Annotated in this window: 24 protein-coding genes and 1 pseudogene; 3 read left to right on the top strand and 22 right to left on the bottom strand. The window is 65.7% G+C overall.

The genetic code is table 11. From position 1 onward, the window contains the following. Position 1: 1 nt before the first annotated feature. From metK to SD72_RS09400, 3 genes are all read right to left on the bottom strand, one after another. Positions 2–1,186, bottom strand: a complete 1,185-nt coding sequence (metK, locus tag SD72_RS09410) for a methionine adenosyltransferase (RefSeq protein WP_157000531.1) — start codon at positions 1,184–1,186, stop codon at positions 2–4. A 111-nt stretch (positions 1,187–1,297) separates the two neighbouring features. After that, positions 1,298–1,549 (bottom strand): DNA-directed RNA polymerase subunit omega, encoded by a 252-nt coding sequence (rpoZ, locus tag SD72_RS09405; protein ID WP_042544196.1) that lies wholly within the window; start codon positions 1,547–1,549, stop codon positions 1,298–1,300. A 31-nt stretch (positions 1,550–1,580) separates the two neighbouring features. Further along, positions 1,581–2,243 (bottom strand): hypothetical protein, encoded by a 663-nt coding sequence (locus tag SD72_RS09400; RefSeq protein ID WP_042544195.1) that lies wholly within the window; start codon positions 2,241–2,243, stop codon positions 1,581–1,583. A gap of 62 nt (positions 2,244–2,305) precedes the next feature. On the opposite strand from SD72_RS09400, the gene SD72_RS09395 reads away from it, so the two are divergent. Next, the gene (locus tag SD72_RS09395; protein WP_198141926.1) at positions 2,306–3,202 is read left to right on the top strand and encodes an acyl-CoA thioesterase; all 897 of its coding nucleotides are present in this window, start codon (positions 2,306–2,308) and stop codon (positions 3,200–3,202) included. Here SD72_RS09395 and SD72_RS09390 read toward each other — a convergent pair. Then, positions 3,199–3,666 carry an acyl-CoA thioesterase gene (locus SD72_RS09390; protein WP_042544194.1) on the bottom strand — a complete coding sequence of 156 codons (468 nt, stop codon included), beginning with the start codon at positions 3,664–3,666 and terminating at the stop codon, positions 3,199–3,201. The genes SD72_RS09395 and SD72_RS09390 overlap by 4 nt on opposite strands. Before the next feature lie 101 nt (positions 3,667–3,767). Then, a complete protein-coding gene (gene ettA / locus SD72_RS09385; protein WP_042544193.1) occupies positions 3,768–5,447 on the bottom strand; it encodes an energy-dependent translational throttle protein EttA in 1,680 nt (559 codons plus the stop codon). A gap of 140 nt (positions 5,448–5,587) precedes the next feature. Between ettA and SD72_RS09380 the strand changes: the two genes are divergently transcribed. After that, positions 5,588–6,412 carry an aminoglycoside 3'-phosphotransferase gene (locus tag SD72_RS09380; RefSeq protein ID WP_042544192.1) on the top strand — a complete coding sequence of 275 codons (825 nt, stop codon included), beginning with the start codon at positions 5,588–5,590 and terminating at the stop codon, positions 6,410–6,412. 55 nt (positions 6,413–6,467) lie between these two features. On the opposite strand, the gene SD72_RS09375 is transcribed toward SD72_RS09380, so the two are convergent. Beyond that, positions 6,468–6,950, bottom strand: coding sequence for a DUF6993 domain-containing protein (locus SD72_RS09375; RefSeq protein ID WP_042544191.1), 483 nt, complete (start codon positions 6,948–6,950; stop codon positions 6,468–6,470). 238 nt (positions 6,951–7,188) lie between these two features. Between SD72_RS09375 and SD72_RS16965 the strand changes: the two genes are divergently transcribed. After that, positions 7,189–7,800, top strand: a complete 612-nt coding sequence (locus SD72_RS16965; RefSeq protein WP_052492580.1) for a single-stranded DNA-binding protein — start codon at positions 7,189–7,191, stop codon at positions 7,798–7,800. A 73-nt stretch (positions 7,801–7,873) separates the two neighbouring features. Here the strand turns inward: SD72_RS16965 and SD72_RS09365 are convergent, their stop codons facing one another. The 16 genes and pseudogenes from SD72_RS09365 to SD72_RS09295 all read right to left on the bottom strand — a co-directional run bounded on the left by SD72_RS09365 (position 7,874) and on the right by SD72_RS09295 (position 25,103). After that, positions 7,874–8,635: a Pr6Pr family membrane protein gene (locus tag SD72_RS09365; RefSeq protein WP_042544190.1), complete on the bottom strand. Its 762-nt coding sequence runs from the start codon at positions 8,633–8,635 to the stop codon at positions 7,874–7,876. A gap of 7 nt (positions 8,636–8,642) precedes the next feature. Then, on the bottom strand, positions 8,643–9,167 hold the full coding sequence (gene msrA / locus SD72_RS09360) for a peptide-methionine (S)-S-oxide reductase MsrA (RefSeq protein WP_042544189.1): 525 nt from the start codon (positions 9,165–9,167) through the stop codon (positions 8,643–8,645). Further along, the gene (gene nadE, locus SD72_RS09355) at positions 9,164–10,006 is read right to left on the bottom strand and encodes an ammonia-dependent NAD(+) synthetase (protein WP_232299714.1); all 843 of its coding nucleotides are present in this window, start codon (positions 10,004–10,006) and stop codon (positions 9,164–9,166) included. The genes msrA and nadE overlap by 4 nt, the downstream gene beginning before the upstream one ends. Before the next feature lie 11 nt (positions 10,007–10,017). After that, positions 10,018–13,518: a DNA polymerase III subunit alpha gene (gene dnaE, locus SD72_RS09350; protein ID WP_042544232.1), complete on the bottom strand. Its 3,501-nt coding sequence runs from the start codon at positions 13,516–13,518 to the stop codon at positions 10,018–10,020. Positions 13,519–13,665: 147 nt separating this feature from the next. Beyond that, positions 13,666–14,583 (bottom strand): RluA family pseudouridine synthase, encoded by a 918-nt coding sequence (locus tag SD72_RS18250; protein ID WP_232299713.1) that lies wholly within the window; start codon positions 14,581–14,583, stop codon positions 13,666–13,668. Positions 14,584–14,742: 159 nt separating this feature from the next. Next, positions 14,743–15,228: pseudogene (lspA, locus tag SD72_RS18245) on the bottom strand (signal peptidase II); the annotation flags it as partial. Positions 15,229–15,238: 10 nt separating this feature from the next. Beyond that, positions 15,239–15,892, bottom strand: a complete 654-nt coding sequence (locus SD72_RS09340) for a DivIVA domain-containing protein (protein ID WP_042544187.1) — start codon at positions 15,890–15,892, stop codon at positions 15,239–15,241. A gap of 81 nt (positions 15,893–15,973) precedes the next feature. After that, positions 15,974–16,270, bottom strand: coding sequence for a YggT family protein (locus tag SD72_RS09335; RefSeq protein ID WP_042544186.1), 297 nt, complete (start codon positions 16,268–16,270; stop codon positions 15,974–15,976). Continuing rightward, positions 16,270–16,752 (bottom strand): cell division protein SepF, encoded by a 483-nt coding sequence (locus SD72_RS09330; protein ID WP_042544185.1) that lies wholly within the window; start codon positions 16,750–16,752, stop codon positions 16,270–16,272. The genes SD72_RS09335 and SD72_RS09330 overlap by 1 nt, the downstream gene beginning before the upstream one ends. Positions 16,753–16,782: 30 nt before the next feature. Next, complete coding sequence (locus tag SD72_RS09325) at positions 16,783–17,481, bottom strand: YggS family pyridoxal phosphate-dependent enzyme (RefSeq protein WP_042544184.1); 699 nt, start codon at positions 17,479–17,481, stop codon at positions 16,783–16,785. A gap of 9 nt (positions 17,482–17,490) precedes the next feature. Continuing rightward, complete coding sequence (gene ftsZ, locus SD72_RS09320) at positions 17,491–18,684, bottom strand: cell division protein FtsZ (protein ID WP_042544183.1); 1,194 nt, start codon at positions 18,682–18,684, stop codon at positions 17,491–17,493. A gap of 133 nt (positions 18,685–18,817) precedes the next feature. Further along, a complete protein-coding gene (locus SD72_RS09315) occupies positions 18,818–19,750 on the bottom strand; it encodes an FtsQ-type POTRA domain-containing protein (RefSeq protein WP_042544182.1) in 933 nt (310 codons plus the stop codon). A 258-nt stretch (positions 19,751–20,008) separates the two neighbouring features. Further along, positions 20,009–21,424: a UDP-N-acetylmuramate--L-alanine ligase gene (murC, locus tag SD72_RS09310; RefSeq protein WP_042544181.1), complete on the bottom strand. Its 1,416-nt coding sequence runs from the start codon at positions 21,422–21,424 to the stop codon at positions 20,009–20,011. 142 nt (positions 21,425–21,566) lie between these two features. Continuing rightward, positions 21,567–22,808 (bottom strand): MFS transporter, encoded by a 1,242-nt coding sequence (locus tag SD72_RS09305; RefSeq protein ID WP_042544180.1) that lies wholly within the window; start codon positions 22,806–22,808, stop codon positions 21,567–21,569. Beyond that, positions 22,795–23,871: a UDP-N-acetylglucosamine--N-acetylmuramyl-(pentapeptide) pyrophosphoryl-undecaprenol N-acetylglucosamine transferase gene (locus tag SD72_RS09300; RefSeq protein ID WP_042544179.1), complete on the bottom strand. Its 1,077-nt coding sequence runs from the start codon at positions 23,869–23,871 to the stop codon at positions 22,795–22,797. Before SD72_RS09300 ends, SD72_RS09305 begins: the two co-directional genes overlap by 14 nt. A gap of 5 nt (positions 23,872–23,876) precedes the next feature. Then, on the bottom strand, positions 23,877–25,103 hold the full coding sequence (locus SD72_RS09295) for an FtsW/RodA/SpoVE family cell cycle protein (protein ID WP_084767075.1): 1,227 nt from the start codon (positions 25,101–25,103) through the stop codon (positions 23,877–23,879). Positions 25,104–25,106: the final 3 nt, after the last annotated feature.

The following is a 25,106-nucleotide window of genomic DNA, read 5'->3' as shown; positions in this document are numbered from 1 at the left end:
CCTACAGGCCGGCTGCTGCGCGGAGCTCCGCTACCCGTGGCGTCGCTTCCCAGGTGAAATCTGGCAGCTCGCGGCCGAAGTGGCCGTATGCGCTTGTCTGCGCGTAGATTGGGCGGAGCAGGTTCAGGTCGCGAATGATGGCGAGGGGACGCAGGTCGAATACCTCACGCACCGCGGCTTCGATTCGCTCGGTCGGAACGGTCTCCGTGCCAAACGTTTCAACGTACAGACCAACCGGACGCGCGCGTCCGATCGCGTAGGCGACCTGCAGCTCGGCGCGGCGAGCGAGACCGGCACGCACGACGTGCTTCGCTACCCAACGCATCGCGTAGGCGGCCGAGCGGTCAACCTTCGACGGGTCCTTGCCGCTGAACGCGCCACCGCCGTGACGGCTCGCCCCGCCGTAGGTGTCAATGATGATCTTGCGGCCGGTGAGGCCAGCGTCACCCATCGGGCCGCCAACGACGAACGGGCCTGCAGGGTTGATGAAGAACTCGGCATCAGCACTCGGCAGATCGACAAGCTCGAGTACCGGCTTGATGACCTCGCGCGCGATGACCTCGCGCAGCGCAGGCACCGACAGGCTCGCGGCGTGCTGCGTCGAAACGACGACGGCCTCGATCGCGGCTGGGCGGTCGCCGTCGTAGCCGATGGTGACCTGGGTCTTGCCGTCGGGCCGAAGCTCAGGGATGATCCCGGCCTTGCGCACCTCGGTGAGGCGCTCAGCAAAGCGGTGCGACAGCCAGCTCGGGAGCGGCTGCAGCTCGGGGGTTTCGTCGGTTGCGAAGCCAAACATTATGCCCTGGTCGCCTGCGCCCTGCGCGCTGAGCGCATCATCGTCGCTGCCCTCGCGCACCTCGAGCGAGACGCCAACGCCGTCGGCAATCTCGGGCGACTGCTGCCCGATCGACACCGAAACACCGCACGAAGAGGCGTCGAAGCCCATCTCGGAGCTCGTGTAACCAATCTCGCGGATCGTGTCACGTACGAGCTGCGGAATCTCAACATAGCCGCTCGTCGACACCTCGCCCGCGACGTGCACAAGGCCCGTCGTCACCAGGGTTTCGACGGCCACGCGCGCTCCGGGATCCTGCTCGAGCATCGCGTCAAGGATCGAGTCAGATATGCGGTCACAGATCTTGTCTGGGTGACCCTCGGTGACGGACTCGGACGTGAACTGTCGCAGCACGGATGCTCCTCGAATAGTTAAGCGGTACGGCCAAAAAAATGCTGGCCTAAGAATAGCTGTGGCGCCGGTACCAGTAAGGGTATCCGGCGCCACCGACACTGAACGCAGTTACGCCTTTGGCGTCATCTGCAGCTTGCCCTCGACGATCTCGTGGAGAGCGATCGACAGCGGCTTGTCGTCGACAGACGAGTCAACGAGCGGGCCGACGTTGTCGAAGAGGTTTCCGTCGTGCAGATCGGTGTAGTAATCGTTGATCTGGCGCGCGCGCTGAGCAGCGAAAACCACGAGGGCGTACTTCGAGTCCACCTTGGCGAGCAGATCGTCGATCGGTGGGTCGATGATGCCGTTGACATTAGCCATGAAATAACTCCTCTAGATAGACCCATTCAGTCTAGCCCATGAGGCCAACACCCCGCCGCAAGATGACATGACCGTTACGGCTACTCATCCGCGTCCACGCCCTGCTCCCCGAAACCGTCAGGCGGTCAACGCCGGCGAGGAACCCTAGCCCCTCTGCGGCGAAGGCCGCAGCAGCGGGAATCCCTGGGGCAATCTCGCTGCCCCACACCGCTCTGCGCACCTTCTGCACGACGGGATCGCCGGCGTCGGCAGGGACACCCTCAGCGACTCGGGCCATGCCCTCAGCCGCGACAACGGCGAGCGATCCAGCGTCGATTTCACCGCGCGCCTCCCAGCCGGAAAGCGGCGGAAGCACGCCGCTCCATGCAGCGGATACGGTCACGTCGGGCATGGCGAGCGCCAACCCCGACTCGGCTCTGGCGAGCCGGTCGGTGAGCGAGCGCACCTCGACGACGGTATCCACAGGGGATTCGGGCGTGTCAGACAGCGGGAATGCGCGCATCACGAGCACGACGGGAGACTCGTCCATAATCCCGAGCGGCGCCTGCGTGCAGCCATACACGGCAAGCACGCTGCCACGGGTTTGGAGCCGTACCTCCGGCTCTCCGAAGCGGGCGAGTCGACCAAGATAGTTCTGCAGGTCGTCTCGGGTTGCCTGATCGGCGAGGCCTAGGGTGAGGGTGTGTGCAGTCATCGCTTTAAGCCTAGCCCCGCATGTTTGGCAGTGGCTCCACTGACGCGCCCTAGACTGACAGGATGACTGACACGGTGAAGAACACTCCTGTGCTCGATTTTCCTGCGCCGAACCTCGCTGAGATGCTCGCGCTGGCCTCCACCGAGGCCCGCACCCACTACGACATTTTCACCGGGCCGGCCATGCCGACGCCGCACGGCCGCGCGTTCGGCGGCCAGGTACTCGGTCAGGCGCTCGTCGCCGCGGGCCTCACCGCGCCAGAGGGGCGCGAGATCCACTCCATGCACGGCTACTTCGTCCGGCCCGGCGACAGCAACGTTCCCATGACCTTTGAGATCGCGCGGCTCCACGATGGGCGCTCGTTCTCAACGCGCAGGGCGCAGGCATACCAGGGCGGCAACGTACTCATGTCGCTCATCGCCTCGTATCAGGGCGTCGAGGAGGGCATCGAACACCAAGAGTCCTTCGACATGTCCACCGTTGCGCAGCCAGAAGACCTCCCCACCGTGTGGGAAAAGTATGGGCACCTCACCGGCGATCCACGCAACTCCTGGGTGCTCAACCGGCCGTTCGACTTCCGCTACGCAGAATCCGACCTCATCATGGCGGTGAGTGAGCGCACGAACACCCAGCGCGTGTGGCTGCGCAGCCGCGAGCCGCTCGACGGCGGTCAGCCGCTGCACTCCGCAGCGCTTGCCTTTGCCAGCGACTACCTCCTGCTCGAGCCGGTTGCACGCCAACACGGTATCCCGTGGGCAACACCAGGCATGAGTGCAGCGAGCCTTGACCACAGCATGTGGTTCCACCGCTCGTTCAGGGTCGACGAGTGGCTGCTGTACGAGCTGGAATCCCCGACCGCGCAGGGCGGTCGCGGCCTCGCGCACGGTCGCTTCTACAACAGGGCAGGCGACCTCGTTGCGAGCGTCTCGCAGGAGTCGATGATCCGGCTCCCCCGCTAACCTCGGCGCAGCCTGAGCGGCTCATCCGTCCACGCCGCGACGGCGTCGCGGGCGGCATCCGTGATGCGCGACGGGCGCATCGTCACCGAATCAACCATGACGGCCACCGTGATCGCGCGCGCGACGACCGTGCGGTCGGCTGCGGCACCGTCGAGGATCTCGCAGTGGATCTCGAGGTTCGCTCCGCCGAGCTTCCCGATCCACATCTCGACGACGACCGGGCGCACCGAGTAGTCGAGCACGCGCACGTACTCGATGTGCTGGCTCGCAACGAGCATCTTCTGGTCACCCGCCCCACCAGCATTGAAGTGCCGTTCGAGGCCGGTTTCCTCGACCGCTGCACCCATCCACAGCGCGCGAACGCGCGCCTCCTCGAGCAGGCGCGCGTATGCGACGTTATTCACGTGCCCGTAGGCATCCTGGTCGCCCCAGCGCAGCTGCAGCTCAACGTGTGCTCGTGCCATGATCTCTATCCTTCCAGGCCAGCGACCCGTTCGCACCGATCCTTCGCGGCGCACAAACAGCTGTGCCCGCGGGCCGAAGCTCGCGGGCACAGCAGCGCAACCTAGTCGCGGGTGAGCTTACGGTAGTGGCTGCGCGACGGCTTCGCCGCATCAGCACCGAGGCGCTCAACCTTGTTGGCCTCGTAGGATTCGAAGTTGCCCTCGAACCAGTGCCAGTCGGCCGGGTTCTCATCCGTGCCCTCGTAGGCGAGGATGTGGGTCGCGATGCGGTCGAGGAACCAGCGATCGTGGGTGATGACCACGGCGCAACCGGGGAACTCGAGCAGCGCGTTCTCAAGCGACTGCAGCGTCTCAACGTCAAGGTCGTTGGTGGGCTCATCGAGGAGCAGCAGGTTGCCGCCCTGCTTGAGCGTGAGCGCGAGGTTCAACCGGTTGCGCTCACCGCCCGACAGCACGCCGGCCTTCTTCTGCTGGTCAGGTCCCTTGAAGCCGAACTTCGAGACGTACGCGCGCGACGGGATCTCGGTCTTGCCGACCGTGATGATGTCGAGGCCCTCGCTCACGACCTCCCACAGCGACTTGTTCGGGTCGATGTTCGCGCGGTTCTGATCCACGTAGCTGATCTTCACGGTCTCGCCGATCTTCAGATCGCCGGAATCGAGCGGCTCGAGGCCGACGATCGTCTTGAACAGGGTCGTCTTACCGACGCCGTTCGGGCCGATGACGCCGACGATGCCGTTCGGCGGGAGGCTGAACGAGAGACCGTCGATGAGCACGCGGTCGCCAAAGCCCTTCTTGAGATCCTTCGCCTCGATGACGATGTTGCCAAGGCGCGGGCCAGCGGGGATCTGGATCTCTTCGAAGTCGAGCTTCTTCGTGCGCTCGGCCTCCGTCGCCATTTCCTCGTAGCGCGCAAGACGCGCCTTCGACTTCGCCTGGCGGCCCTTCGTGTTCGAGCGAACCCACTCGAGCTCGTCCTTCAGACGGCGAGCGAGCTTCTGGTCCTTCTTACCCTGGACGTCGAGTCGCTCGGCCTTCTTCTCGAGGTATGTCGAGTAGTTGCCCTCGTAGCCGATGAGGCGACCGCGGTCGACCTCGGCGATCCACTCAGCAACGTTGTCGAGGAAGTACCTATCGTGCGTGATCGCGATGACGGCGCCGTGGTACTTCTGCAGGTGCTGCTCGAGCCAGAGCACGCTCTCGGCGTCAAGGTGGTTAGTTGGCTCGTCGAGGAGCAGCAGGTCTGGCTTCTGGAGCAGCAGCTTGGTGAGGGCAACGCGGCGCTTCTCACCACCGGAGAGCGGGCCAACCTCGGCGTCGCCTGGGGGCGTGCGGAGCGCATCCATGGCCTGTGCGAGCTGGTTGTCGAGATCCCAGCCGTCAGCGGCGTCGATGTCTTCCTGCAGCGTGCCCATCTCGGCGAGCAGGGTGTCGAAGTCTGCGTCTGGCTCGGCCATCAGCGCGGAGATCTCGTTGAACCGGTCGAGCTTCGCCTTGATCGCGATGCCGTCTTCGATGTTCTCGAGTACCGTCTTTGTCTCGTCGAGCACTGGCTCCTGCATGAGGATGCCAACCGTGTAGCCGGGCGACAGCATCGCCTCGCCGTTCGACGGTGTGTCCATGCCTGCCATGATCTTGAGGATCGTCGACTTGCCGGCGCCGTTCGGGCCGACCATGCCGATCTTCGCTCCCGGCAGGAACGACATCGATACGTCGTCAAGGATCAGCTTTTCGCCGACTGCCTTGCGCGCGCGGCTCATCTGGTAAATGTATTCAGCCATATGTTTTCCGGGCGCGAGCGCCCCGAACTCCCTGTTTCACAAAAGTGGAATGTATCGCGGACTACTCTACCCGGTCAGTGGCTCGGCGGTGTCTGAGATATCTTCCTGCCGCTCGGTGTCTGTGGCGTAGGCTCGCCTGCGTGAGTGAGTACCCAGAACCCGTCGCTGAGATCCCCACCGGCCCCGTTGCCGTTCCGCCGCGGGTCGCCGCGCTCACCGGTGGGCGCGAGCTCGTGCCCGTCTGGGTGAACGGGCTCGGCGGGTTAACCTTTCGCGACGGCGGCGCTGACGGGGCTGCGGCGAGCTACATCAAGTGGGTTGCTGCCGGCACACCCGAACTCGATCTTGCCGCGGAGGCCGAGCGCCTCGCCTGGGCGCGCCGACACGGCGCCGCGGTGCCCGAGGTGCTCGCGCACGGGGCAGACGCCAGTGGATCCTGGCTGATCACCCGCGCGCTCAGCGGCGAGTCTGCGGTCGCGCCCACGTGGATCGCCGAGCCAGCAACGGCTGCGCGTGCGATCGGCGCTGGGCTCCGTGCGCTCCACGAACTGCTCCCCGTCGCGGAGTGCCCGTTTGAGTGGGCCATCCCGGCACGCATCGCCAGGTTCGAGGAGCGCGTCGCCTCGGGCGAGAGCCCGGCCGACTGGAGCGATGACTACCGGGAGCTGTCTGTGGCTACGGCGCGTGCACTGCTGCACGACCCGCCGGCGGTGGATCGCCTCGTTGTCTGCCACGGCGATGCCTGCGCGCCGAACACGCTGCTCGGCGCTGACGGCGAGTTCGCGGCGCACGTCGATCTCGGTTCGCTCGGTCTGGCGGATCGCTGGGCGGATCTCGCTGTGGCCGCGTGGAGCATTGACTGGAACCACGGGCCAGGGTTTGATCACCTCGTCTACGAGGGGTATGGCATCGAGCCCGACCAGGAGCGCATCTCGTACTACCGGCTGCTGTGGGACCTCGGTTAGGGACTCTTCTGCCCCGGCGGCCGGCCCAAACGCTGGGCGGAGGAGCCCCGGGCGGCTACCAGTCGATCGGGCGCGTCTGCCCGATCAGGCAGACGTTGCGCTCTGGGCCGACGGCGTCGACGGCCTGAGCTGCGACCTCGCGTGTCTCGGGGATGAGTTGCCCGATGAGGCAGGTCTCCCCCGAGCGGACGGCGACGAAGATGCTATCGGCTTCGAGGTTCGTCTTCGACTGGTCAAACGACACTTGCATGTCGGCCTTGTCGAACCCGCCAGCCGCGACCGCCTCAACGATGGGCTGGCCCTGGATGGGCTGCTCGCCGGCGGCGTAGCCGAGGAGGAGCTCTTGGAAGAACGGCAGGTTTTCCTGCGCTGAACCGCCAGGGACGAAGACCGCGGGTTCTGCGGGAGTTTCGATCTGTGGGCGGTCAGGGGTCGCGGGTGTTGGGCCCTCGAGTAATGAGCACGAGGCGAGCCCGAGAACGAGAAGCACGGATCCGGCTACAGCTACTCCTGCGCGGCGGGCTCGATTCACAACCATGACCCCAAGTCTATGGGCAGGCTGCTGCCTGGCGCACCCGAAGCTCAGAGGCACAGCTGGCGCGCATGTTCTCCACAACGCCGCTGCCGTAGGCGACGGCCCCCATCTTGTCCACACTGCGCGGTCGTTGCCCGGCGCCAGGCGGGACGTGACGCAAGCTTGAGCACACGCAGCGGATCCCCAGGTCCCGGCGACGGCGGCGCCGCCTCGAAGCGGCCCCAAGCGAACAGGAGCAGAGATGTCACACCACTTCAGCACGATTGGCCAGGTCGCGACCGACCCGAAGCTCTTCACCCCGGCCGGAGGAGCCGAGTTCTGCACGTTCAGACTCGCGAGCGGCGAACGGCGCTTCGACGCCGAGAAGCAGGAATGGGTCGACGCAGACCCGAACTGGTTTACCGTGAATACCTTCCGCAGCCTCGCGAGGCACGCGCAGCGGTCGCTGCGCAAGGGTGACCGCGTCGTCGTCGCTGGCAGGCTGCGCGTGCGGCAGTGGGAGACCGAGGAGAAACGGGGCACGTCGGTTGAGATTGATGCCGACGGGATCGGCCACGACATGCGCTTCGGCGTCTCCTACTTCACGAAGACGATCGGCGTCGAGCCAGGCGCCACCCAGAAAGCGGAGGCGAACGGCTCGCGCGACACGTCTGACACGGGCGACGCGGCCGACACGGCCGACACGGCCGACACGGGCAGCTTGCCTACCGCTCCCGCCCAGGCCCCCTCGCAGGTGACTGCTGGCCCCGGCGCCGCAGCGGCGCCCGCGGCAAGCAATGGCGACGACCGGAGCGACGACGGGAGCGGGCTGGCAGCCGACGGCTTCACGCCGAAACTCGCGTCAGCGTCGTGAGCCGCTTCACCCCGGGTACGCGACCTGCCAGCACCAACGCGTTCCTGGCAAACGATCGCGCCGGCCGCGAAGCCTAGGCCCGCGAACGGCGCGAGAACAGGCGGTCAAGCCCGAAGTAGACGTAGCCGACAGCGATGAGCGCGACCGCAAGCCCCGCAACACGAGCCGCGACGCCGCCAACCCCGTGCGCGTCGATATCCAAGAACGGGTACGGGTAGTGCTGCCCGGGCGAGAATTCCCCGCCAAGGCCCCCATAGGTGAACGCGAAGACAAGATACACGAGCGGGATGATCGCCCAGAGGAACGGGTCGAGTCGGCGCAGCCGCCCCTTCGGCACGAACAACAGCCAATCCACGATGAGCAGGCAGGGCGTGATGATGTGGATGAGGTTGTCGGTGAGCGAGAAGGGAACGTAATCGCTGTCCTGCACAAACGTCGCTGGCACGAGGACAATGAGATACACGAGCATGGTGACGGTGATCGCCATCATGACCGCAGCGCTGAACCGCGGTGACGGCGTCGAATAGCCGCTTGTCCCCTCACGCCGGAGGTCGCGGAGGGTTGCAACCACCAGCAGTGCCATCCACACCAGGCACAGCACGTTGCTCTGCACCGTGTAGAACGAGAACGATGCCCACCCCGGGTTCGCGCTGAATATCCCCGTGATCCGGATGATCCCCATCGCGATGAGCACGAGCGACACAATCCGGAACGCCAGCGCGCCCGGGCGCCAGGCCAACGCACCGGCGCGGAGCAACCTGCTCCCCCGCGCGTGGTCCGTTGCCGGCGTGGCCTGATCGTTCGTGTGGCCCGCGACCGCGGAGGTTTCTGTCATGAGGAAATCATACGAGATACGCAGCGAACCCCGCGCGGATCTTGTTCACCTTTGGCACCGCAACGGCGAGGCAGTAGCCCTGCGTTGGGTTCTTGGCGAAGAAGTCCTGATGCTCCTCCGGGCCGGGGAAGACCTCCCCGAGCGGCGACAGCTCGGTGACGACACCGCCGCCCCATGCTTCGTCTGCGCGCTCGCGGGCAGCCTCGAACAGCTCGCGCTGCGCCTCGTCGGCGTAGAACATCACCGAACGGTACTGCGTGCCAACGTCGTTGCCCTGGCGATTGAGCTGGCGGGGGTCGTGCATGGTGAAGAACGCATCAAGCACCACCTCGGCTGGCAACTCGGATTCGTCAAACTCGACCTCGACAACCTCGGCGTGTCCGGTCATCCCCGTGCACACCGCCTCGTATGTCGGGCTCGGCGTCGATCCACCGGCGAACCCTGAGCGCACAGCCTTCACTCCACCCAGTGCGCGGTATGCGGCGTCGAGGCACCAGTAGCAGCCCCCACCAAGTACGAATGTAGTAGTCATCGCGTTTCCTCCTTGTTGTTCCACCAGGCATCGTTCGGGCCAACGGGGACCCGGCGCTTGTGGTCTGTCGCGAGATAGCGGCGCTCGAGGTTCGCCCTTGTCGCGTCCGAGACGGCCTCCCCGCGGAGGTACGCGTCGATCTCCTGATAGGTGACACCGAGGCTCGACTCGTCCGTCTCACCGGGCGCGCCGTCGAGCAGGTCCGCTGTCGGCACTTTCTCCCACAGCCGCTGTGGTGCCCCGAGGGCCTCCAACAGCTGCGCTCCCTGGCTCTTCGTGAGACCGGCGAGCGGGATAACGTCTGCCGCACCGTCACCGAACTTCGTGAAAAAGCCGGTGATCGCCTCCGCGGCGTGGTCGGATCCGATGACGAGCAGGCCGCGATCCCCCGCGAGCCCGTACTGCGCCACCATGCGGGCGCGCGCCTTCACGTTGCCCTTGTTGAAGTCGGTCACGGCCTCGCCCGTTGCCTCGCCGAGGGCAGCAACCATGCCGTCAACGGCGGGGGCAATGTTTACCGTAGCAACGTGGTCGGGCTGGATGAACGAGAGCGCGAGCTGCGCATCGTCCTCGTCGCGTTGCACGCCGTACGGCAGGCGCATCGCCCAGAACTCAGCCTGCTCCCCCCGCTCCCGCAGCCGCTCCACTGCGAGCTGCGCGAGTCGCCCGGCGAGCGACGAGTCCTGCCCGCCGGAGATCCCGAGCACAAAGCCGCGAACGCCGGGGATGCTCGCGGCATAGTCCGCGAGAAACGCGACCCTGCGTTCGATCTCCGCTGCGACATCGATCTCCGGGACCGCGCCGAGCTCGCGGATGATCCGCTCCTGCAACGCGTTGATAGTTGTGCTCACTACACCAGCTCCTCTACGTCCATGAGGCATCGCGGCCCCAACAATCCTTTGAGCTCACCAAACAGGTCCGACGAGATCCTCACCCGCTCACGCAGTTCGAATACCCGAACGGCGTGCGGCGTAATGAGATTCAGGCGAACATCGGAATCCCCTGGGTGACGCTTTAGCGTCGTCTGCAACTCTTCCATGAGTGGCTGCGTTGTGCGAGCCTCTGTCAGTGTGAGTGACAGCGTGCCGACCTCGTCCTGGGCGGATGCATCGATGCCGCGCACCCCGTAGGCGTGCATCGACATGCCATCATCACGCGAGTTCAGCTTGCCCCGCAGCGCGACTATCGAATCAGGCTGCAGCATCGGACCGAACTCCTGGTACGACTTGCCCATGAAGAGCGCCTGGATCTCTCCCGTGAAGTCCTCGATGGTCGCCATCCCGTAGAGATTGCCCGACTTCGCGGTGCGGTGCTGCACGCTCGTGAGCAGCCCAGCGATCACCACGGTCTCGCCGTCAAAGTTTGCGTCGGGGTTCGTCACCTGCTCCACCGTCGCAGAGGCTTCCTTTGCGAGTGTCGTCTCCAGGCCGCGCAAGGGATGATCCGAAACGTACAGTCCGAGCATCTCGCGTTCGAATGCGAGCTTGTCTTTCTTCGTCCACTCGGGGCGCTCTGGCACGAGCGACACCACCTCGGCGCTCGATCCTGCGTCCTCAGCTGCCTCGGCGAAGAGACTGTCGAAGTCGAACCCGACATCGCCCTTCTCCTCCGCGCGCTTCTCCTTGACCGCGCCCTCAACGGCGCCCTCGTGGATCTCGAGCAGTGCACGCCTGGTGCCCCCGAGCCCATCAAATGCGCCGGCCTTGATGAGCGACTCAATGGTGCGCTTGTTCAGCGCTGGCAGCCCGACCTTCTTGAGGTAGTCGTGGAACGTCTCGAAGTTTCCGAGCTTCTCGCGGGCCTCGCGAACCGCCTCGACGACGTGCCCGCCGACGTTTCGAATCGCCCCGAGGCCGAAGCGAATGTCGTTGCCAACTGCCGAGAAGTTCGCGAACGATTCATTGACCGCCGGTGGCAGCACCTTGATGCCCATGCGACGGCACTCGTTGAGGTAGATCGCGAGCTTGTCCTTGGAATCGCCGACGCTCGTGAGCAGCGCGGCCATGTACTCGGCCGGGTAGTGCTCCTTGAGGTAAGCGGTCCAGTAGCTCACGACGCCGTATGCCGCGGAGTGAGCCTTGTTGAACGCGTAGTCGGAGAACGGCAGCAGGATGTCCCACAGCGACTTGATGGCCGCGTCGGAGAACCCGCGCTCGCGCATGCCGCCAGAGAAGCCCTCGTACTGCTTATCCAGCTCGGACTTCTTCTTCTTGCCCATTGCGCGACGCAGAATATCGGCCTGGCCGAGCGAGAAGCCGGCGACCTTCTGCGCGATCGACATCACCTGCTCCTGGTAGATGATGAGGCCGTACGTTGTCCCGAGGATCTCCTTCAGCGGCTCCTCGAGCTCGGGGTGGATCGGCGTGATCGGCTGCAGGTTGTTCTTACGCAGCGCATAGTTGGTGTGCGAGTCCGCGCCCATGGGGCCGGGGCGGTACAGCGCGAGGACCGCCGAGATATCTTCGAAGTTGTCCGGCTTCATGAGGCGCAGCAGCCCGCGCATCGGGCCGCCGTCGAGCTGGAAGACGCCGAGTGTGTCACCGCGGGCGAGCAGGTCGTACGAGGGCTGGTCGTCGAGCTCAAGGCGCTCGAGGTCGAGCTCTTCGCCGCGGTTGAGCTGGATGTTTTCGAGCGCGTCCGAGATGATCGTGAGGTTTCGCAGGCCCAAGAAGTCCATCTTGATGAGGCCGAGACCCTCACAGGTCGGGTAGTCGAACTGCGTGACGATCTGGCCGTCTTGCTCGCGCTTCTGGAGCGGAATGATGTCGATGAGCGGATCGCTCGACATGATCACGCCGGCCGCGTGCACACCCCACTGGCGTTTCAGGCCCTCAAGGCCGAGCGCGGTGTCGTACACCTTCTTCGCGTCCAGATCCTCCTGGAGCACCGCGCGGAACTCGGCGGCCTCCTTGTAGCGCTCGTGCTTCGGGTCGGTGATTCCGGCGAGCGGAATGTCCTTCGCCATCACCGCGGGCGGCATCGCCTTGGTGAGCTTCTCCCCCATGCCGAAGGGGAAGCCGAGCACACGCGAGGCATCCTTCAGCGCCTGCTTCGACTTAATCGTGCCGTAGGTCACGATCTGAGCGACGCGCTCGTCGCCGTACTTCTCGGTCACATACCGGATGACCTCGCCGCGGCGACGATCATCGAAGTCGACGTCGAAGTCGGGCATGGAGACGCGGTCTGGGTTGAGGAAGCGCTCGAAGATGAGGCCGTGCTGCAGCGGGTCGAGGTCGGTGATGCGGAGCGCATACGCGACCATGGAGCCCGCGCCGGAGCCACGCCCTGGGCCAACGCGGATCCCGTTGTCTTTCGCCCAGTTGATGAAGTCGGCGACAACGAGGAAGTACCCGGGGAAGCCCATCTGAATGATGACGCCGGTCTCGTACTCGGCCTGCTTGCGGACGTCGTCAGGGATCCCGCCCGGGTAGCGGTAGTGGAGGCCGGTCTCGACCTCCTTGATCATCCAGCTGTCCTCGGTCTCGCCGTCGGGCACCGGGAAGCGCGGCATGTAGTTCGCCGAGGTGTTGAAGGTGACGTCGCAGCGCTCTGCGATCCGGAGCGTGCTGTCGCAGGCCTCTGGCAGGTCGCGGAAAATGTGCCGCATCTCGGCGGCGCTCTTGAGGTAGTAGCCGGAGCCAGAGAACTGGAAGCGGTTCGGGTCGTCGAGCCGCGACCCCGACTGCACGCACAGCAGCGCGGAGTGCGCCTCAGCGTCGTGCTCGTGCACGTAGTGGAGGTCGTTCGTCGCGAGCAGCGGGATGCTCAGGTCCTTGGCGATCTTCAGCAGGTCGTTCTGCACGCGCCGCTCAATTTCGAGGCCGTGGTCCATGATCTCGGCGAAGTAGTTCTCTTTGCCGAAGATGTCTTGGAACTCGGCCGCGGCCGCGCGGGCCTCGTTGTACTGCCCGAGTCGCAGGCGCGTGTGAATCTCACCAGACGGGCAGCCCGTCGTTGCGATGAGCCCCTTCGAGTAGGTCTGCAGCAGCTCGCGGTCCATGCGCGGCTTGAAGTAGTAGCCCTCGAGCGACGAGTAGCTCGACAGCCTGAAGAGGTTGTGCATGCCCTCTGTCGTCTCCGAGAGCATCGTCATGTGGGTGTAGGCGCCCGAACCGGAGACATCGTCGCCGCCGCCGTCGCCCCAGCGCACCCGCGTCCGCTCGCTGCGGTGCGTGCCTGGCGTCACGTAGGCCTCGATGCCGATGATTGGCTTCACACCAGCATCGTTTGCCGAACTCCAGAAGTCGAACGCGCCAAAGGTGTTGCCGTGGTCGGTGATCGCCACCGCCGGCATTCCCTGCTCCGCGACCGCTTGCACGAGTGGCTTCACACGTGCAGCACCGTCGAGCATCGAGTACTCGCTGTGCACATGGAGATGAACGAAACCGTCAGAATCTGACACTACTGATCCCCTTTCGCAGACTTCTCAAGGGTACCCCCTCGTAGGCGAAGCCTCGCTCAGCGTGCGGCGCAATACGGGCGCCGACGCGGCAGCAGACTAGGAGTCGAGCACGTCGATTGCGTGCTGCAAATCCGCGGGATACACGGACTCGAACTCGACAGGGTCCCCCGAACCAGGGTGCCGAAATCCGAGTCGCATCGCGTGGAGCCATTGGCGTGTCAGCCCCAATCGATCCGACAGCGTCGGGTCGGCACCGTACATGGTGTCGCCAACGCACGGATGGCGTTGCGCCGACATGTGGACGCGGATCTGGTGCGTACGCCCGGTCTCAAGCTCCACTTCGAGCAGTGTTGCGAACGGGAACGCTTCGAGCGTCTCGTAGTGTGTAATCGACGGCTTGCCGTCGCTCGTCACGGCGAACTTCCACTCGTGCCCCGGGTGGCGCCCGATCGAACCCTCGATCGTTCCCGAGAACGGGTCGGGATGCCCCTGCACGACAGCGTGGTAGATCTTCTTCACCTCGCGGTCGCGGAACGCGCGTTTGAGGAGGCTGTATGCGCGCTCGCTCTTCGCGACGACCATGAGGCCGCTGGTTCCTGCGTCAAGGCGGTGGACGATCCCCTGCCGCTCCGGGGGGCCCGAGGTCGCGATGCGGTAGCCAGCGCCGGCGAGCGCGCCGAGCACCGTTGGCCCCGTCCAGCCGAGCGAGGGGTGTGCTGCGACACCTGCCGGCTTATCGATGACCACGAAGTCGTCATCGTCGTAGACGATGCCAAGCTCTGGGAGGTGCACGGGAACGACGGTTGGTTCCGCCTTTTCTTCCCAGCTCACCTCGAGCAGTGCGCCTGGCGTGAGCCGCTCCGACTTCGAGACAAGCTCACCGTCGAGCGCGACGCCGCCGGCAGCGATCACTTCCTGCGCGTAGCTACGAGAAAGGCCGAGCAGCTTGGCGAGGGCAGCGTCTGCACGCTCACCGGCCAACCCCTCGGGTACGGGGAGGCTACGGTGTTCCACCATCAGCCTTTCTTCGGGGGTGGCGGGGGTCTCGCCCGCGGTTGGCTGTTCGGGTGACTCGGGTGTTGCGTCTTCTTCGGGAGTCGCAGACGCTGCATCGGGTGCGTCGCGCACGCGCTTTTCCCTGCCACCCTCGATGGAGAAGCCGAAGATCGTGATGAGCACGAAGAGGATCATGCCGCTCACGATGCCGATGTCTGCGATGTTGTAGATCGCTGGCATCATCCACGGGGTGAAGATGTAGTCGACGACGTGGCCCTCAGGGAACCCAGGCTCACGGGTGAGCCTGTCCGTGAGGTTACCGAGCACGCCGCCGAGCAAGAGCCCGAGGAACAGTGCCCACGGCACCGAGCGAAGCCTGCGAATCTGCCAGACGATCACCCCGACGACGATCACGGAGAGGATCGTGAAGATCCAGGTCTGGCCGCTCGCGATCGAGAACGCGGCGCCGGGATTGCGCACGAAGTGCCACTGGAGGAAGTTGCCAAGGACGGGAACCGTCTCGCCCTCCGGGAGGTTGGCGACGACCCAGTTCTTGACGACCTGATCGCTCACGAGCACCGTGAGCGCCACACCAAGCAGCAGCAGCGGCACGAGCACCCGGCGACGGGTACTCGGTGCCGCTGCTGCGGGAGTTTCTGTCATCACCCTCGATTTACTCGAGGCCCTCAGGCCTCACGAGCGGCTCGGGTGAGCTGTCGAGCTCGCGCAGCTGCGACTGGATGTAGGAGCGCAGCGTCGAGCGGTACTCGCTCTCGAAGCCGCGAAGCTCGGCAACGACCTGGTTGAGCTTCTCCATCTCGTCGCTGTGTGCGCGGAGCTCATCGGTGCGGCGCTTCTGCGCCTCCTCGACGAGGTCGCGAGCGGTGCGCTCTGCGTCGTCGACCATCTGCGTGCTCTTGGTCTTCGCAGCGGTGATGAGCTCGTCGCGGGTGGTCTCACCCTCGCTCACGTACTTGTCGTGCAGTTCGAGCGCCATCTGGAGCATTGCGCTCGACTTGATCGCGTCGGGGCGCTGGGCGCCCTCGTCGTCGGCCACCGGCGCAGCCGGCTGCGGCTCGGGGGCAACAGCCGCCACCGGAGCGTCGACGACGATGGTCTCCTCCGAGGGATTGACCGAGCCGCGCTCTTCGAGCTGCGCGGTGAGCTCGGCGATTTTCGCCTCAAGCTCCTGCTTCTCAGCATCACGCTGGCGGATCTCTTCGACGACGGTATCAAGGAAGTCGTCGACCTGATCGAGATCGTAGCCGTCACGGAACTTTGTGATCGTGAACTTCTGATTCACAACGTCTTCAGGAGTTAGGGCCATCGTTAAGTCTCTTTCTGTGGGAAGGATCGCTCGCGCGATCATCACGTCAACGCTAGCAAACTCTCATTGAGCTTACGGGGTTTACACGTAGCCCGGGATAATCCGGATCAAGATAATGCAGGCGAACATGGTGAGAAACCAGCCAAGATCGAGTGCGACCTGGCCGAGTCGAATGGGCGGGAGCACCTTGCGGAACATCCGGATCGGTGGATCGGTGACCGTGTATACGGCCTCCACAGCGATTGCGAGCACGCCTTTCGGGCGGAATCCCCGTGCGAGGACCGTCACCCAGTCAAGAACGAATCTTGCCCAAAGGAGCAGCACGAACAACCGCAGTGCAATAACCACCACGGTTCCGACGATAAACAGGAGTTCCACTACGCGGTGGGTGCCACGAAGAACGAGCCGTCGGCTTCGCTCACCGGTTCATCGCTCCCAACCTCAATGTGCTCGGGCGTGAGCAAGAAGACCTTGCTCGTGACCCGCTCGATGCGGCCGTTGAGGCCGAGCGTGAGGCCGCTCGAGAAATCGATGAGGCGCTTGGCCTCGTCGTCGCTCATGCGGGAGAGATTCATGATCACAGGGATGCCATCGCGGAAGCTCTCAGCGATCACCTGCGCATCACGGTAAGCGGTCGGGTGGACGGTAAAAATCTCGTTCATTGCCTGTGGTGCCTGGTTGCGAACAGGGGTAACCCGTCGAAGCGGCGCGACGGCGGGACGTGCTGCCTGGGCCGGCTTCGTGGCCTGGGCGGCTGGCGCCGGCTCGCGCTCTGGCGCTGCCTGAACGACCGGCTCTTCCTCGAGGCCTTCCTCGGCCAGCCCGAGGAACACCATTGTCTTCTTCAACGGGTTACTCATCTGTTCTCCCAACGGTTGTTTGCCTTGAGACTACCTGGCATCGGGTCGGTTTCCGGTGATTGCGCTGCCGATTCGCAGGTGTGTCGCACCTGCTGCAATGGCTGCTGCGTAGTCGTGTGTCATCCCGGCTGAAATAGCCGACGCTGCAGGGTCGAGCGCGCGCACCCGCTCGGAGTAGCCCGCGAGCCTCGCGAATGCCGCCTCTGGAGCTTCTTCGAGCGGCGCAACTGCCATCACTCCGCGCAGGGTGAGCGTCTCGGTTGCGAGGATCTGCTCAGCGAGTGGCTCGATCTCTGTCGGCGCCGCACCGCCTCGGCCCGGATCGTCCGTGAGGTTGATCTGCAGGAAGACGTCGAGCCGGCTGTCGATCGGTGCGAGCGCCTCGACGAGCCTCGCCCTGTCGATGGAGTGGATCGCCGAGGCATACTGCGCCGCCTGGCGCGCCTTCTTCGTCTGCAACTGGCCGATGTAATGCCAGTTGAGGTCGAGGTCGGCGAGCTCGCCCGACTTCTGCTGCGCCTCCTGGTGCCGGTTCTCGCCAACATCGGTCACACCGAGCTCAGCGAGAGCGCGCACCAGGCTCGCTGGGTGGAACTTCGTGACAACGATCAGCGTTGTCTCAGACACGTCCCGCCCAGCGCTCTTGCACGCATCGGCAATTCCCGCCTGTACGAGGTGCAGGCGATCCGCGAGCCCCTCATACGCAACTAACGCCTCGGTAGCGCTCACGAGACTCGCCTACCTCAGGAACGCTGGGATGTCGAGATCGTCGTCGTCATCGCCGTCGAACGCTGGATCGCGAAGCTGCTCCTCGACCGGGGGGTGCGCGAGCGCCCCACCGAACTCGACGGCCTCGGCGGTGCGCGCCTGCTCGGACGCGCCAGCGCCCGCGAGCGCGGCAGCGCTGACCGCGGTTGCCTCTTCGATGCTCTCAACGTGTCCAGCACGGCGGCCGCGGTCTGCGTTCGCCTTGCTCTGACCGTTAGGTTCTTCGTCGAAGCCAGCTGCGATAACGGTCACGCGGACCTCGTCGCCGAGCGTCTCGTCGATGACGGTTCCGAAGATGATGTTGGCCTCTGGGTGGACGACGTCCTGCACGAGCGTGGAGGCCTCGGTGATCTCGCTGAGCGCGAGGTTCGAGGATCCCTGGATCGAGAAAAGTACGCCGTGCGCGCCCTCAATGGACGCTTCAAGCAGCGGTGACGCGACGGCGAGCTCTGCTGCCTTGATCGCGCGATCGGCGCCGCGGGCCGAGCCGATACCCATGAGTGCCGAGCCTGCCCCCTGCATCACGGACTTCACGTCCGCGAAGTCGAGGTTGATGAGGCCGGGGGTGGTGATGAGGTCGGTGATGCCCTGAACGCCGGCAAGGAGCACCTGGTCGGCGGCGGCGAAGGCGTCGATCATGCTGATTCCGGGCTCGCTGATCTCGAGCAGACGGTCGTTGGGGACGACGATGAGGGTGTCGACAGCCTCGCGGAGCGTGTTCACGCCCGAGTCTGCCTGCGCAGCGCGGCGCTTGCCCTCGAAGCTGAACGGACGCGTCACGACACCGATGGTGAGCGCACCGATCGACTTCGCGATGCGGGCGACGACTGGCGCGGCTCCTGTGCCGGTGCCACCACCCTCGCCAGCGGTCACGAAGACCATGTCGGCGCCGGCGAGCGCCTCTTCGATCTCTTCGGCGTGATCTTCGGCTGCGCGCCTGCCAACTTCGGGATCCGCGCCTGCGCCGAGTCCACGAGTCAGCTCGCGCCCAACGTCAAGCTTCACGTCGGCGTCACTGAGAAGCAGCGCCTGTGCGTCGGTATTCACCGCGATAAATTCGACTCCGCGAAGGCCGAGCTCGATCATGCGGTTCACGGCGTTGACTCCGCCTCCGCCGACTCCCACAACCTTGATCACCGCGAGGTAGTTCTGGTTCATGGCCACCTGGTCCCCTCAAACTCTAAAGTACTAGCAACATTAAAGTTCTAGTTGAACTTCAAAGTTAGTATCGCCGTATACGCTTTCGTCATAACGGTATGGGGCACAGCCCGCCAGGCGCCGCCGACACGCCGCGAAGCTACTTGAAGATAGGCGACTCGGTCGACGAGACGTCGATGTGACTCACCTCACGACCCTCGAGCGAGGCGAGCATCGTCTCGAGCACGAGCGACTTCCGCTTCGTCTCCTCCGGGTTGCCCCAGAACACCTCCACACCGTTCGCCAGCGTAAAGGTCACGTCTTGGCCGCTCGTTGCGCTCACAGAGACCAGCTGCGCGCGCAGGCTCCCTGGCATGTCGCGGACCACCTGCGACGCGGCGAGAAAGCCCTTGGACGACGTCGTTCGCATCCCCTCGCCGCCAAGTGGCACACCCTCAGGCCGCTCGGCAACGTCTCCGACGAGCACGCCTGCGGCGTCGTAGAGCTTCACCGAGTCACCCGCCTCGAGCGCGATGACCGGAATCCGCTCCTGAATCCGCACGACGAGGGTGCTCGGTGGCACCCGCTCGACGGCGAGACGTTGGATCAGCGGGAATGCCTCGAGCGACCTGAGTACGTCGTTTTCATCGACCAACGCGAGCGGCACGCCACTGAATTCGGCGAGTGCCTTCTCGATCTCCTCAGCGTTGACGCTTGTTGCGCCCTCGACCCGCACCTCACGGACCGCCATCACTGGTGTCAACGTCCCGACCAGCACGAAGAGCACCAAGCCTGCAACGGTTCCCAGCACGATCAGCGTGTGGCGACGGCGGCGGCGCGACGAAGCGGTAAAGCGGCGTGTCTCGCGCTTCAATCGCCGCTTATTCTGCCGCTCTGCTGCCCTGAGGCGCTTCTGCGCTGCCCGCACAGGGTCGACTTCTCTCGCCTCGCGCTGCAACCGGAGCATGCCGCCGCGGCCGGCTGCGGCGAGCTCTTGCGTCTCGGCGAGGTCATCCTGCGTCGAGACGGGGCCGGGAGACGCCGCGGCGCGAGGCAACAGGGTCTGGGCTCTGAGCCTGCGTGGTGTGGCCATCTGCTGGCACGTTCTCAGACCCGCGAGCGCCCGCGCTGCCCCTGGATTGGCTCAGCCGGTCGAGGACTCCGCGCCGCGCTGGTGCGGGTGGACGCTCGTCCTCCTGAGCGGCGTCGACCGGCTGCTCTGGCTCGGTCGTGTGTGGCGGTGCTTCCGGAGCCGGAGCGGGCCGCTGCACCCTCCCCTGCCGTTTTGGCGCGCCAGTGGACTCGGGATCGGCTTCCTGGTCAGCCCCCGAGTCGAAGCCCCCTGGCCGCTTCACGCCGCTCCGAATGCCCCGCCGAGCGCCTCGGCGAGCTGAGGGACGATCTTGTAAACGGTGCCAGCTCCGACGACGAGCACGAGGTCCCCGGGGCCGGTAAGCTCCACAACGGCCTGCGTCGCGCGATCCCAGCTGTCGATGTAGCTCGCCCGGCTCGGGTCGGCGAACGCCGCGGTCACCATCTCCCCCGTGGTCGTCGGGTCAGGCGCCTCGCGCACCCCGTCAATCTCAAGCACGATGGTGTGATCGGCCGCCGCAAACGCCGCAGCGAACTCCCGGTGAAACAGCCTGGTGCGGCTGTACAGGTGGGGCTGGTGCACGACAATGAGCTTCCCTGCTCCGGCAACGGAGCGCGCTGACTCGAGGAGCGCTGCCACCTCGGTCGGGTGGTGCGCGTAATCGTCGAAGAGTCGAACCCCGCCGGGTTCGCCGTGCGGTTCAAAGCGGCGATGAGTTCCGGTGAACGCAGCGACCGCCCGGAGCGAGTCGGCCGCGTCGAAGCCAAGCCCGGTGAGGACCGCGACGACCCCGGCGGCGTTCACAGCGTTGTAGCGCCCGAATACGCCGAGCTGCTCGGCAAAGCGCTCCCCCGCGATCTCGAGTTCGAGGATCGCGTGCCCCGCAGTATCGACCGACACGATGCGCACGTCGGCGTCGGCATCGAACCCGAAGGTACGGACCGGCGCGTGCACCCCGCCGTCGCCGCGCAGGCGCGCAAGCACTTCGAGCGCGCCTGGGTCATCGGCCGAGGTTACGAGCAGTTCGCTCGCCCCGCGCGCGAACTCCTCAAAGGCCGCCATGAAGTTGTCGCGTGACCCGAAGAAGTCGAGGTGTTCAGGGTCGACGTTGGTGATGAGCGCGACCTGCGTGTCGTAGATCAGAAACGACTTGTCGCTCTCGTCTGCCTCGATCACGAACAGGTCGTCGGAACCGGCTGCAGACGCCGCACCGATGCCGGCAATGACGCTGCCGTTCACAAACGAGGGGTCTTGTCCGAGGCCGCGCAGCGCCGTCGCGAGCATGCCTGTCGACGTCGTCTTGCCGTGTGCTCCGGCGACCGCGACGAGCCGCTTCGACCGAGCAAGCCACGCGAGCGCCTGCGAGCGGTGCAGCACGGGGATACCGCGCTCGACGGCCCTGAGGTATTCGGGGTTGTCTGGGGAGAGCGCGCCCGTCACGACGAGCGTGTCCGCGTCGCCAACGTTCTCCGCAGCGTGACCAATTGCGACCCGCACGCCGGCCTGCTCGAGTGCCTGGGTGCTGTAGTTCGCGCCGCGATCAGATCCGGTGACCGTAACGCCTGCCGCGTGCATCATGCTCGCGATCGCGCTCATGCCAGCCCCGCCGATGCCAACGAAGTGCACGCGCCCAAGGTTCGCGGGAATCTCAAGTTCGAGATCGGGGTAGATCATCTGGGTGCCTCCTCAGCGCGTCGGGGTGGCGCAGCCGCACGGCCGGGCCTCGCCGAACCGTACGTTTGGGCCACATGTAGCGTACCGCGCGCACGCCGTGAAGCAGGTCGCCCCGCGCGGCGGGGCGGGGTGCAGACCCGGCTCAGCTGCGGGGTGCGCCACCGTCACGCCGCGTGCGCGCGGTGCGGTTCGCGGTCGCGTGTGCGTCGCGTTCGCTCGGCACGATGGGTGCTGCGAGGAGCGGAGCGACGGCGACGAGCGCCAGTGTCACGGGCACGCCAACGGCGGCAATCATTGCGCCAATGAGCGGTGGCAGCAGCCCGGAGGCGAGGAACTGGCCGGTGTTTTGCGTGCCGAGTGCCCTGCCAGACCAGCGCGGGCCTGCGATCTCAGCAACCGCGGTGAACGCGAGTCCGTTGTCTGCGACGCTCACACAGCTCACGAGCACATAGGCGATCGCGGCTGGGATGGCCCAGTCTGCGGCCCCGAAAGCGGCAGAGATGAGCAGTAGCGCAGCGCAGGCGACGGCGATGAGCCTGATGGGGCGCAGCCTCGACCCGGCTGCGTCACTCCAGATTCCGGCAGCGATGCGCCCGCCTGCGCCGAGGAGCTGTGCGGCTGCGACGAGTGTTCCCGCCGCGAGCTCGCTCCACCCGAAGCCGATGACGAACCAGACGAGCCCGAACGATGAGAGCACGAACTGCGGGATCACGAGCAGCACGGAGACCGCGTGAATGCGGGCGAGCGTGCCGGACTCCCGGTACGGGTTACTCGAGACCGCTGCGAGCTGCTTCGCGGTGATCTGCGGGTCAATCACGACGAATGCGCACGCGATGACGCTGATGAGGGTGAGCACGCCCCCGAATGCGAGCGCTCCGTGGATCCCAAACTCGTTCGCGAGCGCCGGCACGGCGAGCGCGGCTACGGCGGTGCCGACCGGCTGGCACGTCTGCCGAATGCCCATCGCGAGCCCGCGCCGATCGGCGGGGAACCACCCGGATATCAGGCGGCCGCTCGCGTTATTGATGCACGCCGACATCGCTCCGCTCGCGACGAGCGCCAGCCCGAGCCAGACGAAGCCCTGCGCGAGCAGTGAGCCGATGACGGCAAGCACCGTGAGTGTCAGCCCGGAGAGCAGCACCCGCCGCTCACCGAAGCGGTCCGTGAGGGCACCCCACGCGATCAGTGTGAGCACCAGGCCGAGGCTTGGTGCTCCGGCAAGCACGCCAGCACGGGCGAGACTCATGCCCTGTTCGGCGTGGAGGTACGGGATGAGGAAGGCCGGGGTGACCGTAACGACTGTGGTCGCGGCCTGGCCAAACACCATCACCGCGAGCATTGCCCACGATCGCGCCGCAATGGGCGCGCGGCTAGCGGTCTCCATGTGCTTCGCGCACGAGGTCGTACAGTCGGGCAGTACCGTCGAGTGAACCGGCTCCGCGCGCGCGCTCGGCCATGTCGGCCAGCCGCGCCCGGTCGCCGAGCAGCGGCAAGAGCGTCGCTGTGACCCACTCGGGAGTGAGTTCAGAGTCGTCCACCATCAGCGCACCGCCAGCTGAGACGACGCCGGCGGCGTTCGCTCGCTGCTCGCCGTTTCCGTGACTCAACGGTACGAACACGGCTGGCACACCGAGGCCTGACAGTTCGCTCACTGTCGTCGATCCCGCGCGCGAAATCGCAAGGTCGCACGCGGCGAACGCGAGGTCCATCCGGTCGCAGTACTCGATAACTGTGTAGCCAGGCACACCGGGATCCTCGATCTCGGTGAGTCCGCCCCACACGTGCAGCACCTGCACACCGGCATCGACGATCGCCTGCGCGGAGCCCGAAACGCCACGGTTGATCGCGCGCGCGCCGAGCGATCCGCCCGTGACGAGCAGCGTCGGGCGATCCGCGTCGAACCCGAAGTGCGCGCGCGCCTCACCGCGGAGGGCAGCGAGGTCGAGCGTCTCGATCTCTGGGCGCAGCGGCATCCCCGTCACGCGTGCGTTCGCGATGGGCGTGCCTGCGAAGGTCACCCCAACGAACGCGGTCGAGCGGGCGCCCAGCTTGTTCGCCATGCCAGGCTTCGCGTTTGCCTCGTGGATCACGGCTGGCACGCCCTCCTTCGCCGCCGCGCGGTACGCCGGCGCAGAGGCATACCCACCGAAACCGACGACGACGTCGACGCCACGGTCCCTGATGAGCTTGCGGACGTCGCGGATCGCGCCGAAGTACTTCGCGGGGAACCGCAGCGCGTACGCGTTCGGGCGGCGCGGGAACGGGACACGCTCGATGGTCGACAGCTCGTATCCGCGCTCGGGGACGAGGCGGGCCTCGAGGCCCTCCTTCGTGCCAAGCACGACGATCTCGGCGTCCTCTTCCCGCGCCCTGATCCGGTCGGCGAGGGCGAGCAGCGGGTTCACATGGCCAGCAGTGCCGCCACCAGCGAGGAGATAGGTCGTCATACCCTCTATCGTGCCACGGATGCGGAGCTCGCGAGTTCCTCCTGGTGCGCCTTCGCGTCGCGCGCAACCGATATCACGACGCCCATCGTGACCAGACACGAAACAAGCGCTGTTCCGCCGTAACTGATGAGCGGGAGCGGCACGCCAAGTACCGGGAACAACCGGATGACAACGCCGATGTTCACGAATGCCTGACCAACGATCCACACGAGTGCACCGCCGACAACCGCGCGCCCAAACCGGTCGCGAGCACGGGAAATGACGCGGAGCATGAGCACAGCAAGCCCGATGAACAGTGCGATCACGAGCATCGCACCAACGAACCCAAGCTCCTCGCCGATGATCGCGAAAATGTAGTCGTTGTCGGCCGCCGGCAGCCAGTTCCACTTCGCTTTGGACCCGCCGAGGCCGACGCCGAACACTCCCCCGTTTGCCAGCGCCCACAGCCCGTGCTGGGGCTGCCACCCGAGGTTCGAATAGTCAGACCCGCCAGCTGAGTGCTCGAACAGCCTGTCCATACGGTTCTCGCTTGTGACGACGAAGAACACCACAGCGAGCAGTCCGCTGACGATGATGAGCCCGAGCGACTTCCAGCTCACCCCGCCGAAGAACATTGCGCCGATGACGAGCGCGGCCATGATGATCACGGTTCCGAGGTCGTGCCCCGCGAGCACGAGACCGAGCGCCAACAGCGCACCTGGAATGACAATCGGAATGAGTTCGTGAGAGACCTGACCGAGCAGTTTCTCCTTTTTGAGGAGCACCGCGCCGATCCACACGACGAGCGCAAGCTTCAGCGCCTCCGATGGCTGCGCCTGAATGCCGCCGACGAGGATCCAGTTGCGGTTGCCGCCGACGGCGAGGCCGAGCGGCGTAAACACGAGGGCTTGCAGGAAGAGCGCAACGCCGAAGAACCACCACGCCCAACGCTTCCAGAAGTCGAGCTTGCGGGTCGCGGCGAACGCCATGAGGGGCAGACCGAGCGCCGCGAAGAGCATCTGCCGCCAGAACACCCCGAGGAACCCGTTGTCCTGCGTGTAGGAGGTGATGGACGAAGCCGAGAGCACCATGATGAGGCCGAGCCCCGTGAGAAACAGGGTGATCCCCCAGAGCAACGCCACCGTGCGGTCGTTGCCGGACTTCACACTGGCGCCGAGCGATATCCGGGTACCTGAGACGGGGGGCCGCGATGTTCCGCCGCCCGCGCCCTGCCCCCCTGCTCGCCCGGCCATCGG

The sequence above is a fragment of the Leucobacter komagatae genome (genome assembly GCF_000834055.1).
In the GTDB taxonomy this organism is placed as follows: Bacteria; Actinomycetota; Actinomycetes; order Actinomycetales; family Microbacteriaceae; genus Leucobacter; species Leucobacter komagatae_A.
Note: the sequence above shows the minus strand (reverse complement) of the source record. Positions and strands in the feature narration are given on the sequence as shown.